This is a genomic window from Paenibacillus sp. LX16 (assembly GCF_036252815.1).
Taxonomy (GTDB): domain Bacteria; phylum Bacillota; class Bacilli; order Paenibacillales; family Paenibacillaceae; genus Paenibacillus; species Paenibacillus polymyxa_B.
This window is the reverse complement of record NZ_CP141152.1, coordinates 5302050-5314664: the sequence shown is the minus strand read 5'-3', so window position 1 is coordinate 5314664 and position 12615 is coordinate 5302050. Positions and strand designations below refer to the sequence as shown.

At 42.8% G+C, this 12615-nt stretch carries 8 protein-coding genes; 5 read left to right on the top strand and 3 right to left on the bottom strand.

Going from position 1 to position 12615, the window contains the following annotated elements:
• Positions 1-380 precede the first annotated feature (380 nt).
• The 5 genes from T3H97_RS23775 (at position 381) to metK (ending at position 6973) form a co-directional block, all read left to right on the top strand.
• Positions 381-2744: a copper amine oxidase N-terminal domain-containing protein gene (locus tag T3H97_RS23775; RefSeq protein ID WP_328801055.1), complete on the top strand. Its 2364-nt coding sequence runs from the start codon at positions 381-383 to the stop codon at positions 2742-2744.
• A 99-nt stretch (positions 2745-2843) separates the two neighbouring features.
• Positions 2844-4382 carry a stalk domain-containing protein gene (locus T3H97_RS23770; RefSeq protein WP_328801054.1) on the top strand — a complete coding sequence of 513 codons (1539 nt, stop codon included), beginning with the start codon at positions 2844-2846 and terminating at the stop codon, positions 4380-4382.
• A 45-nt stretch (positions 4383-4427) separates the two neighbouring features.
• Complete coding sequence (locus T3H97_RS23765; protein WP_328801053.1) at positions 4428-5006, top strand: hypothetical protein; 579 nt, start codon at positions 4428-4430, stop codon at positions 5004-5006.
• Positions 5007-5148: 142 nt separating this feature from the next.
• The gene (locus T3H97_RS23760; protein WP_061831635.1) at positions 5149-5439 is read left to right on the top strand and encodes an alpha/beta-type small acid-soluble spore protein; all 291 of its coding nucleotides are present in this window, start codon (positions 5149-5151) and stop codon (positions 5437-5439) included.
• A 331-nt stretch (positions 5440-5770) separates the two neighbouring features.
• The gene (gene metK, locus T3H97_RS23755) at positions 5771-6973 is read left to right on the top strand and encodes a methionine adenosyltransferase (RefSeq protein WP_013312298.1); all 1203 of its coding nucleotides are present in this window, start codon (positions 5771-5773) and stop codon (positions 6971-6973) included.
• A gap of 129 nt (positions 6974-7102) precedes the next feature.
• Here metK and T3H97_RS23750 read toward each other — a convergent pair whose 3' ends face one another.
• The 3 genes from T3H97_RS23750 to T3H97_RS23740 are packed head-to-tail and all read right to left on the bottom strand — an operon-like array spanning position 7103 to position 12584.
• On the bottom strand, positions 7103-8005 hold the full coding sequence (locus T3H97_RS23750) for a TetR/AcrR family transcriptional regulator (RefSeq protein WP_328801052.1): 903 nt from the start codon (positions 8003-8005) through the stop codon (positions 7103-7105).
• A gap of 56 nt (positions 8006-8061) precedes the next feature.
• Positions 8062-11178, bottom strand: coding sequence for an efflux RND transporter permease subunit (locus tag T3H97_RS23745; protein ID WP_328801051.1), 3117 nt, complete (start codon positions 11176-11178; stop codon positions 8062-8064).
• Positions 11175-12584: an efflux RND transporter periplasmic adaptor subunit gene (locus T3H97_RS23740; protein WP_328801050.1), complete on the bottom strand. Its 1410-nt coding sequence runs from the start codon at positions 12582-12584 to the stop codon at positions 11175-11177. The genes T3H97_RS23745 and T3H97_RS23740 overlap by 4 nt, the downstream gene beginning before the upstream one ends.
• Positions 12585-12615 lie beyond the last annotated feature (31 nt).

Below are 12615 nucleotides of genomic sequence, written 5' to 3'. Positions count from 1 at the left end.
GTACGAAAATAACCCTTGTACATTTAAGGTTGATAAGGTAAAAGTTGTAGGATGACGGAGGAACAGGTTTAATAGTATAATTATGACTATGGAAAGCGGAATACATAATCAAAAAAATAAAAAAAATTTTTTTGAAATAGACGCAACTTTTTGAACCCATGCTACGTCTAATTGGGTGAGTATGAAACAAAGGGGTACAAAAGCGTAAAGACAAAATTCGCTAAAAAAAATCTTTACTGCATTGTTATCACATTGTATAATACTGGAGTACGTCATAAATGGACGCTTTCTTTCAACTAGATTCCAAGCTTCTGTGATATTGTCACAGATATCATTTTATAAGGGTTCTCATAAAGCTCGGAAAGGAGGTGTAACGACTGATGAGTGACAAGATCCGACAAAAAGACAAAAATAATATTTCTGGTTATATTCAAGGAGGAGAAAAAAAGGTTATGACAAAGTTTAACAAAAAAATGATCAACGTGCTGGCAACAGCAACATTGGTTGCTGGTGTTGCAGCTCCAATCGCAGCATTGACTGCACCAACTGCAATCCATGCGGCTTCTAGCTTTAATGTAATTAGTACTCCTAGTATCAACTCAAACCAACAAGATAATGCTGTTTTGGGTAGATCGAAAATAAGTATTAGCCAAGCTTCTATTGCTGACGGTGCTTCTTTCACTATTACTTTGCCTAAAGGCTTTGAATTTGGTAAATCTGGAGATCTTCAGGTTGGCCGTGCTACTTCCGCTACTGACGCTACTTATGGTTTGGGTATATATCTTGATCCACAAGATAACTCACTCGATAAGAATGTCGCAGCTACTGGCTATAATGAAGCTACTGCACTGAAAGTTGAAAAATTGACTAACAACTCTGCAAAAGTAACACTGGGCTTTGATAACTCCAAAGATAGCGCTGATGTATATCTGAACTTTGCTAACATCAATGTAAGTGGACCTAGCAATGGACCTGTAAAAGCTACAATTGATGCTTCTTCCCTGAGTGGTATTACTAGCGGTGAAGTTACAATTGCAAACGTAGTATCTTCCGGTCAAGTATCTTTGTCTGCTTTGGATACCGTTTCTAACACAGACAATTTCACTGCAACGTTGAAAGTGAAAGAACAAACAGCTGGTGCTTTGGCTAACAATAATAACATCAAACTGAAATTGCCTAGCGGTTTTAAATGGAACGCTCCAAAAGATGCTAGCATTCTCTTTGGTGATATCGCATCTGGTGATGTAGTTTCTAATGTCGATGGTGACACTCTGACTGTGTCTTTGAAAAAAGAAAGTAGTAAAGAAACAACATTTAACCTGCCTTTGAGCTTCTACGTTGACGATGAAACTAACGCTAAAGAAGGTGATGTTACTGTTAGTATCTCCGGTAACACAACTACTGACGTTAGCTCCCTTGTAGTTGGTAACTATGGTCAAATCGGTGGCGGTGTTTCCGTAGCTTCTCCAACAACAATTCTTGCTGGTCATGACGAGCAAAAAATTGGTGATATCGTAATTAAAGAAAAAGTTGCTGGTTCTTTTGTTAACAACCGCACTGTAACATTGCGTTTGCCTGAAGGTGCTCGTTGGCAGTCTACTTTCGAAAGTAACTCTCCAGGTAGCAACTTTTCCGGATCTTTCGAAAACACTAACGGTTTGGGTGGAGCAGAGGTATCTTACACAGATTCCGACAAACGTACTTTGAGATTGACTTTCAAGAACGTTAATAGCTCTAAAGATCCAGGTACTTTGAAACTGAAAAATGTTGAAGTTGCCACACAACCAGGTTTCTCCGGCGACCTGAACGTTGATGTTGCTGGTAGCCAAGGCCTGAGCGGTACTGTTAAGGTTGCAACTGTGAAGCAAGCTGTTACTTTGGCTGCTGCATCCAAACCAACCCTGACAATCGGTCTGGGCGACCAACAAGTTGGTGATATCACAATTACTGAAGCTGCTAAAGAAGCTTTCGTTAAGAAAGACGGTAGCCGTGAAGTAATCTTGGAATTGCCAACAGGCGTACGTTTTGCTTCTACTCCAGAAGTAAAAGTTACAGCTGGTGACGTTAAAGTGAAGAGCGTATCTACTGATACTTACGGCGAAAGCAACAAAGGCCGTCTGAGCTTCTACATCGACAGCGAATCTGCTACTCCAAGTACAATCACAATCTCGGCTCCTAAGCTGACTGTTGACCGTACTGTAGCTCAAGGCGACATCGTTGCTAAGCTGAAAGGTAGCGCAGTTTCTTACACTGCATACAAAGGCGCAACTGACAACACTCAAAACTGGAAAGACAACAACACTGCAGCTGCTGAAGTAGCAATCGCTACTGTTGGAACTCCAGCTCCAGGTGCTACTAAAACTAAAGCTGTCTTCACACTGGGAAGCACTTCCTACACTGTGAACGGCGAAAGTAAAACTTCTGATGTAGCTGCTTATGCTGAAAACGGACGCACTTACTTGCCAGTACGTTATGCAGCTGAAGCTTTGGGTGTATCCCCACAAAACATCCTGTTTGACAAAGCAACTTCCACAGTTACCCTGATTAAAGGTGACCGTGTTGCTCAAATCAAACTGAACACAAACCTGTTGACTATTAACGGTTCTGTGGTTCGTATGGACGTTAAAGCTGTAACTAACAAAAACCGTACTGTACTGCCTATCTTCTGGGTGAGCAGAGCGCTGGATGCATCCATCAACTACGATGCAACTGCTAAAACAGTAACTGTTGAAAACAACAACTAATTTAAGAGCAACTCTTTTGAGTTAACTGAATTAGATGAGAAGAGGGTTCCTTTTGGAGCCCTTTTCTTTTATTAGTCTTATTGACAAAGGAGAGAAATTATGAAACGTTTTGGAGTGGCAGTACTGTCCACATTGGTTCTTTCTTCTGCGTTCGCCAGTCTTGCAGGAGCTCAACCAGGTGATATAAAGGTTATTATTAACGGTGTAACTCAGCAATATACCCAGTCCCCGGTTGTTAGCCAAAATACAACCTTGGTGCCTCTGCGTGGAGTCTTCGAAAGCTTGGGTGCGAAAGTCGATTGGAACAGCAAAGCTAAAAAAGTGACAGCATCTAAAAATGACGATACGTTAACTTTAAATGTTGGTTCTAAGCTTGCTTATAAAAATAGTAATCCTGTACAACTCGATGCAGCAACTCAAATTCAAAAGGGTCAAGTACTCGTTCCTTTACGTTTTGTGAGCCAATCATTAGGCGCCAAAGTAAATTGGGATCAGACTACACGAACAGTGACCATTTCCAATCAAGCTAATGGCAGTACTACGGACGACCAAACCATTAGTTTGTCCAGTAAACCTCTCGCAACTCCTGTGACCCAAGTTACTTATGATACCTATTATAATGATTCTTTGACCTATGATGATGCAGTTAAACTGGCTGTAGCTGATAGTACTTCAGTAAAAACAGCAGCAACGAATATCGATCAGGCTGGAAAAATCATGAAAGAAGCAGGTAAGAATATTGACTTTGTTCCAGCAGAAGCAGGTGATGAAGCACAAGACAAAGCTTTTAAAGGTTATGCCCAAACGAACCTTAATTATGAGGCTGCAAAAAAGAACTTGGATATGACCAAAGAAGGTATTGAATATAATGTGAAGGATCTCTATAATAAGCTTCTTCAAAAGCAAAATGCCGTTAAGCTCGCAGCATTGAATATTGAAGATGCTGAGCGCAAGCTTAAAGTTGCACAAATTAAAAGAGATAATCAAATGTCGAGTGATTATGAGGTTACCCAAGCGACTAATCAGGTGACTCAAAATCAAGCTGCTTTGGAAAAGGCAAAAAAAGATCTGGATAGTGCTTATGTGTCGTTGAACCAAGTGATTGGCTACAAGCCAGAACAACGTTACGAACTCAAGGATAAGCCTGTCTATTCTGAGTTTAAAGAAAATGTGGAAACTAAAGTAAGCCAAGTACTTACTAGCAGCACTGCCATTTGGTTGAGTGAGCAAAAAGTGGATTTAGCTGAATTGAGTTTGAAACTTTACAACTTTAGTACTCCAGGAAATACCCCTTACGAAGCTGAACAACTTAATGTCGAAAAAGCTCAGTATGCTACAGAAGGCACAAAGAGACAACTCGAAGAAGCAGTAAGAACAATCTATAACAACATCAAAGCATTGGAAAGCCAATACTCACAGATCCAAGCTGGTTTGGTGAGTGCAAGAAGTGCGGCCGATATGGCTAAAAAGCAATTTGATGTTGGATTGGCTACAGAGCTACAGGTTTACGAAGCTAATTTGAAAGTGACTACCGCTGAACAACAAGCGGAAGATATAGTTTCAAGTATTGATACTTTGAAGTTGGCTTTTGATAAGCCTTGGGCTATGCAGGGTTCTTCTGGAGCTAGCGCACAATAATTAAAACTTAACTATACTTGCTATAACCTGCTGTAGGAGGACTTCATGAAATCACGCTATAAAGTATCGTTGGCTGCTGTTTTACTTGGAGGAGGAATTGTTGCTGGTTCCTTAATGAACAATTCAGTTAATGGTGCCTCCAGTTCTGGACAACCTGGTACAGCTGATGATCCAGTCGTAACCAAAAGCTATGTTGACCAAAAAATTGCTCAGGCAATTAAAGGTGGAGCACCAGCAAGTAATACGAGTAGTAAAACGACTAGTTCGACTACTCCAACAACAAACGCTACTTCTACCACAACATCGTCAGGAGCTTCTGGTGCAGGAAAAAATTCCACACCAGAGCAGACAGAGGTTTTAAAGGTAGTTGATGTAAAGCCTGGTCAAAAACTGATTGCCAAAGCAGGGTCAGAGTTTATTTTACGTAATGGTTATGCTGTTGTGTATAGTATGGATGCCAGTGGTGCTATTGATATTACTTCTGGAACGGAAATTGTCCATAATCAGGCTGTCGAAAAAAATCATTTATTATCCTTTCCTAGAGAAGGAAGAGGTATTCAAGTAAAAGAAGGTCAGAAGTTTGGTCTGGTCGTTATGGTACGAGGCGGTTATACTGTTCAGTAAACTGTTTTTGTATATAAGCTGCTTTCGGTGGCTCTTTTTCTTAAATACTGCTTGGGATAGCAAATTGTTCTTGGCTAAATTGAACCTAATCGCTGCACACTAACCCCATGAAAGACAATATGTTTAGTGGAGGGTGTATACGATGGCGTCAAGAGGTCAAAGACGATTAATTCCCGAAAGCCGTGCCAGGTTAGATGATTTGAAGTATGAGATCGCTGCCGAGTTTGGGCTACCAGTTTATAATCCTCAATATACTCATATACATCCCAATGCTGACAGTGAATTTGCTGCAGAATTGGGGGAGTTTGCGGGGGGCCAAAATGTAGCATGGCGTGATTTGACTTCAAGACAGAACGGTTCAGTTGGTGGTGAAATTACTAAGCGACTGATACAATCTGCTGAACGTAGCTTATCTGAATTTGGTACATTGTAAATAGCAATAATTTTCTAAGTTTTTGATTATATAGTAGTGTATAAACTAGGGTTATTTACATGTGAATCGAAAATGATTTGCATGTAAACTTACCTCAATTTCGAATGTTGTAATTGGGCTGCATGAATTGACACCTTGTTTTAAATAGGATATCATGGCATTTGAGGCTTGTACGCAACCTTTTCCTACCGGAAAAGGTTCATTTTTTATTAATAAGGTAACAAGATATCTCCCGCCATTTGTTGGCTTGAAGGTATCTGAATAATGCCATTGCCATGTCAGGATTTTTTAATAAATCCTCATGTATTTTAATTGTGGGAGGTTGAAATTCATGTCTGTAAAAGGCCGCCATTTGTTCACGTCCGAGTCTGTAACAGAAGGCCATCCGGATAAAATCTGTGATCAGATATCCGATGCTGTATTGGACGCCTTTCTGGCTAATGACCCTAATGCACGGGTAGCATGTGAAGTATCGGTAGCTACTGGTCTCGTTCTCGTCATTGGTGAAATCAGCTCTAAATCGGAATACGTGGATATTCCATCCATTGTACGTAATACGATTAAGGAAATTGGCTATACACGTGCGAAATACGGTTTCGACTATAATACTTGCGCTGTATTGACTTCTTTGAATGAACAGTCGCCGGACATTGCTCAAGGGGTTAATGCTGCCTTGGAAAGCCGTGATCCTGCTGAAGTAGATAAAGAAACGGAAAACATTGGGGCTGGGGATCAAGGATTGATGTTTGGTTTTGCTACGAACGAGACACCTGAGTTGATGCCTTTGCCTATCGCTATGTCTCACCGTATTGCACGACGTTTGTCTGAAGTACGTAAGGATGGAACACTGAATTATCTTCGTCCAGACGGTAAAACTCAAGTAACGGTAGAGTATGAAAATGGTAAACCTGTTCGTATTGATGCTATTGTGGTTTCTACGCAGCATGCGGAAGATACTACTTTGGAGCAAATTCAAGCAGATATCAAAGAAAAGGTTATTTTGCCAGTTGTTCCTGCCGAATTACTAGATGAGCAAACCAAGTATTACATTAATCCAACAGGACGCTTTGTTATCGGTGGCCCTCAAGGAGATGCAGGTCTGACAGGCCGTAAAATTATTGTGGATACGTATGGTGGTTATGCGCGTCACGGCGGGGGAGCATTCTCCGGTAAAGATCCGACCAAAGTGGACCGTTCCGCTGCTTACGCTGCTCGTTATGTAGCGAAAAACCTCGTAGCAGCTGGATTGGCAGACAAAGTGGAAATTCAGCTTGCTTATGCCATTGGTGTAGCTACGCCTGTCTCGATTAACGTCGATACATACGGTACGGGTAAAGTAAGCGATGAGAAGCTAGTTGAATTGATCCGTAATAACTTTGATCTGCGCCCAACAGGCATCATTCGCATGTTGGATCTGCGTCGTCCAATTTATAAGCAAACTGCTGCCTACGGTCACTTTGGCCGTACAGATTTGGATGTACCATGGGAAAGCGTAGATAAAGCTGAAATTCTAAAAGAACAAGCGGGGTTGTAATTCCTCGTATATTATCAAAATAAAAGCAATAACCCAAAAAGACTGTTTCATGCTTTGCATGAACAGTCTTTTTTTGATGTGTTTCGCTGTTAAGTATGAATTTGCACCGAAGTACCGAATACTGAGTGACTACTCGGATATCGGTGCATGGTCCAATAAATTTTTAAGTAAACGACAAACCTTTTGCAGTTCCTTGTACTGCTCCAAATACGCAAAAAGGGCTTTCAGGAGGCCTTTTTGAGGGTTCGATTTCAGAGCCTCTTTCTTTAAATGAGCGTAGATTTGCTGACACTCCTGTTTCTCCTCTGAACTCCACGAAGAGAGCAGTATACTGTCTTCCAGGGAGTGGAGAAGGCTGTTAATTTGACGGCCTTGGTCAAAGGGATTACTTAGAGCACTTTCAGGTAACCAGCCTTGCTTGCTCCAGAACAAATGTGGAGCTGAATCAGCATTGTTCAGGCTGGTTGCCAAGGAACTGGATAAGAAGATGATAAACTGTGTTAGATGTTCGATCGTTTCATCATTCATCCGATCGGCAAAGAAGCGGATATATTCAAACACAATGCTTTTAAGTACAAAGGTCATATCCCATGCATGATCTTCAATGCTCGGTCCAAAAATATCAATCAGGCAGTCGCGAACCCATTTGTACAATTTATATTCATGATTCTCGAATGCGTAATTGAGTTGTTCATTCTGGAAAATAAGCATGGAAGGCTCAGGAAGATCCATCATGAGATACACTTTGTTTTCAACGAGATTTTTCAAGTAAAGTACAATAAAACCATGTAGTTTATCGTGCTTAGAAAGATTAGGTTTGCTGTAGAGAGCCCGGATGTCTTGTTCAATGTTATTTTCCAGAATGATACACATTTCTAGAGGGAGTTCTTCTTTTCCTTGAAAATATTTATAGAAGGATGCCTTCGCCATCCCACTTTCTTTGGCGATTTCTTCAACAGATGTTGAATAATAGCCTTTTCTGGAGAACAGCCGAATGGCCGCCTGTAAAATATCATTTTTTTTACTTTCCATACATACTTCCCCCTAGGGACCGACCAACTCGACAGCATGCGAATTCACTTCATACATCACAAAGGTTGGTCACGTGTGATAACTGTGTGCTGCTGTTTCTTGAGTTGACGGCGCATCTTGTACTTGGCCATGATCATATACAAGGACGGCACGACAAACAAGGTTAACAAGGTCGAGAATAACAAACCGAAAATGACGGTAAACGCCAGTGGCTTAAAGAGCAGGCTTCCCAATAGTGCTAATGGAATCATACCTACAATAGCTGCCAAAGATGTCAATAAAATCGGTCTGAAGCGAGCAGCGGCCGCCTGTATTACGGCTTCCTTTAATTCCATCCCTTCATGTCGTGCATCCTCGATAAATTCAATTAACACAATCCCATTCCGCACAACAATGCCCGCGAGTGCAATAATTCCCATGATGCTCATAAAACCGATAGGCATACCGGTCAAGAAAATACCAATAATCCCGCCGGCTGCTGCCAGGTACACGGTCGTCATAATAATAATAGGAATGGAGAGAGAATAAAATTGCATAGTAATCAAGAGTAAAATGAGCAAGACTACAACGATCGCCAGCTGTCCTAAGTCCTTGAATATGGTCGATTGGTCAGAGGTTTCCCCACCAACCTCCCATTTGTAGCCTTCTGGGAACTTCATTTGCGCCAGCTTACTTTCAACATCAACCATCGCTTCGCTTGCAGTTCGTCCGTTCAAGTCGGCTTCCACCGTAATCGTCCGCTCCATATTGTAATGCTTGATTTGCTGAATAGCAAATGACGGCTTAATCTGGACGAGCTGGTTTAATGGTATTTGCTTACCAGCTGCATTTACTACACTTAATTGTTGGAAAAGCTTACTTGGCTCCTCGTCACTGTGATTCAAATACATTTTAATATCTACCAGACTGTTTCCAGTATCAAATTGGCTGACTTGTGCTCCTTCTTTTAATAGAAGCAGGGTGCGAGTCAAATCTGTGTAGCTTACCAGGTACTGATCCATCGCTTGTTTGTTGACCTCAAGCTCCAATGCATATCGTTCAATTCCTATATCATCCACGATGCCTGTTGTCCCCTCTACTGTGGCGATCTGCTCCTTTGCTTTTTGGGCAAGGGTTTGTAGCTCATTCAGATCCTGACCTGAGATACGAATAGAAACGGGCTTACCCACTGGAATCCCGAGACGAGGAACATACATCGTAACTGTAACTCCAGGGTAGGATTTTTTAACATGTTGTTCCCAAGCATCCACTGTCGTATTGAGATCGAATACGTTTTCTTTGCCGACGACAGCAATCTGCCCCACCGTTTCGTTATAACTAATATCTCCACCCATACTATTAATGTCACTAAACAGTTGTGGAGCCGTTCCTCCAGCGCTGTAGACGACCTTGGAAGTTTCAGGTTGCTTTTTCACCCAGCCTGCAAGGTCTCTAACGACCTGGTCGGTTTCCGCAATTGAAGTGCCTACAGGCATTTTTACATTTAGTGCAACATGAGGATCTTCCGACTCAGGAAAAAGTTCAACTGAGGTAAAGGGAACTAATCCATAGGCGGCTGTTCCAAGCATGAGTCCGACCATGGCTGTCAGCAAGGGACGCTGAATGACCTTAGGCATCAGTTTTTGTGAATAGAGCTTGTTTAAAGAATGAATCTGCTGGCCGAGCAGGCCTGCTGGTTTAGACTTACCCTGAGGGTGACGAGCCTGTCTGCGCTTCTCATACCATTCTCGAAAAATAGGGATGATGGTGAGCGACATGATCATAGAGGCAAGCATGGTCAGGGAGACAATAGCGGGAATGGGTCTAATAAAGGCCCCTACATTTCCCGGCAGAAACAGCAATGGCGCGAAAGCTGAGATGGTGGCCAGAGTTGCAACCAAAATAGAAAGCATGACCTCTTTGGTACCTTTTACAGCTGCGACTGAGGGTGATTCTCCTAATTCCGTAAGTCTACGCTCAATATTATCATTTACAACTACGGCATCATCCACGAGTATGCCGAGTACGATGATCAGACCGACAACGGAAATCTGATTTAGAGTGATGCCGAACATAGGCAAAAAGATAATGGCAATCGAAACCGAAATAGGAATGGCCAGTGCAACAAATGCAGAGGTGAGCAAATTCAGCCCCAACATACAAACGAGAATAACGGCCGCAATCGCAAGAATCGTTTCACGCTTTAAGTCGTCAAAGATATGGGTTACCTGATCCTTTTGTGCAAAAAGAGTTTGAAAGTGGACACCTTCGGGGAGTGTTTTCTCCAGCTCTTTGAGCTTGGTATTGACCTTTTCACTCATAGAAGGGATGTCTGTGCCTGTTTCTGCTCCAATACTTAGCGTAATGGCCGGTTTACCCTCTACATAGGCAAAGTATTCTGTATTAGGATGTGCCAGCTCCGTTGTGCCGACATCTCTCATATATACAGGATTACCTTCTTTGGTGCGTGTCAGAAGGACCTGATTCAATTCATCAGCTTTTTCGGTCTCGCGAACAATAAGTTGATAGGTACGTCCGTTGTATTCAATATTACCGGTAGGAACCCGATCAATTTGAGACTGGATCGCTTGAGCTACTTGTCCCCATGACAGCTGGTATTGCTGAAGCTTCTGGTTGTCAATATGGACACGTACTTCTTGATCGGGAAGACCATTGAATTTGACGCTAGATACGCCAGAAATGGTGTTGAGCTGATCTTTCCAAGTTGTCGTTAAATCATTTAGTTTATACAGTGGTGCGGAAGAGTCAGCTGTTAGGGCATAGGAGCCAATAAAAGAGCTGGTTAGCTTGTCATTTACAACAGGCACTTCAGCGCCTTGAGGAAGATCAGCTTGTGCATCCTGCACTTTTTTACGCATATCATCCCAAACCGCTTGAGGATCAACTCCGTTTTTGGATTCGATTAAAATAGAAGAGAATCCGTTACCAGAAGTCGAACTAATCGTTTTAACACCTTCAACTTCCTTAATGCGTTTTTCCAGCTCTTTAGTTACGGTTTGTTCTACTTTTTGTGGTGAAGCACCAGGGTAGACTGTTGTTACCATAGCATTCTGTATGGTGACATCCGGCATTTCCTGCTGTGGTAACTGGAAAAAGCCGAAGATTCCGACCATAATCAGCATGACAAAAAACAGCAATGTAATTTTTCGTTTTTTTACGATGTACTCAATCATGGGCGTCCGCCTTCCTCCGACTGAATCGCATTTCCATCAAACAGGGTTTCTGCCCCTTTAATGACAATACGTTCACCTTCACGAAGTCCCGATACGATTTGCAACTGATTATCTACAACCTGATTACCAAGCTCCACAGGGGTTTTAACAGCTCTTCCTTGAATGTCTTTGAAAATAAAAGGCTTGCTTCCCGTGTTAATGACCGCTTCGGCAGGAACGAGAATCCCATTCTTGTCGGTCACCTGTTGAGCAGCTTTAATGACCTGACCGGGTAACCAGTCTCGCTGTGGATTATTTATAACAATCTCTACGTTAACCCTTCCCGTGTCGGTGCTGGTTGAAGGATAGACGTTAGACACCGTACCTTGACGAGTCTCTTCATAGAGCGCCACTTCTACTTGTTGACCCTTTTTCCAATCCTTAATTTCACTGTCTGGTACAGGAAGCAGTACTTTGAGACGGTCGATGGAGCCTATGCGATAGACGGCTTGCCCTGACGCGACCAAATCACCTGTATTCACGATTTTGTCTAAGATTACACCGTTCACAGGAGAGATTAGACGTGTGCGTAAAAGTGCAAGTTCTGCCTGCCCCTTGGCAACAAGGGCTTTTTCGTAGTTGGCATGGGCTTGTTTTTGGGAAGCTGCAGCCTGTTCACTGGCCGCAAGGGCTTTGCTTTTACCTGCAAGCGCATCTTGAAAGGAAGCTTGGGCGGATTGATGATCTTCGGCTGTGGCTCCTTCCAGCAAAAGGGACAGGGATTCCTTGGCTTGTTCCAGGTCTTTCAGGGCTGCGGTAGCATTCAGGCGAGCATTTTCATTATCTGATGCGGTAGCAGCGCCTGTCTCAAACAGCTTCTGTGTACGCTCGCTATCCGTCTTGGCCTTGTTATAAGCGCTTTGTGCCTTATCTACAGTAGCTTGCGCTTGCTGTTTTTCCTGAGCGCGTGCGCCTTTATTGACCTTGTTAACATTCGCGCGAGCTCCTGTAATGCCGGCATCGGCGGATTGAATCGCGGAGGTAGCAGCCTGTAAATTAGCCTGTGCGTTATCAATACCAGCCTGTGCCTCCAAGATGGAGGCTGTCGCCTGTGCCACCTGAAGCTTGTAGTCAGCGTCATCCAGACTAGCAATAACGGCGCCCTTCTGTACAGCAGTACCGACAGTGAGATATGCACTGGCTACAGTGCCTCCATTTTGGAAAGCCAGTGTGTTCTCCTCATAAGCCTGAAGAGTGCCTGACAAGTTATAGGCAGTATGAAGTGGCGTGGACTTGACGATTGCAGTGCGCACAACGGTTGGTTGTGCAGATGAACCTAGAGCGGCATCTTTTTTTTCTGTAGAACATCCGGTCATTGCGATGCTCAGGGATAAAGTGAATATGATGATGGCCCGTTGTTTATTCATGATTATCAATCCTTCCGATAGGGTCATAATT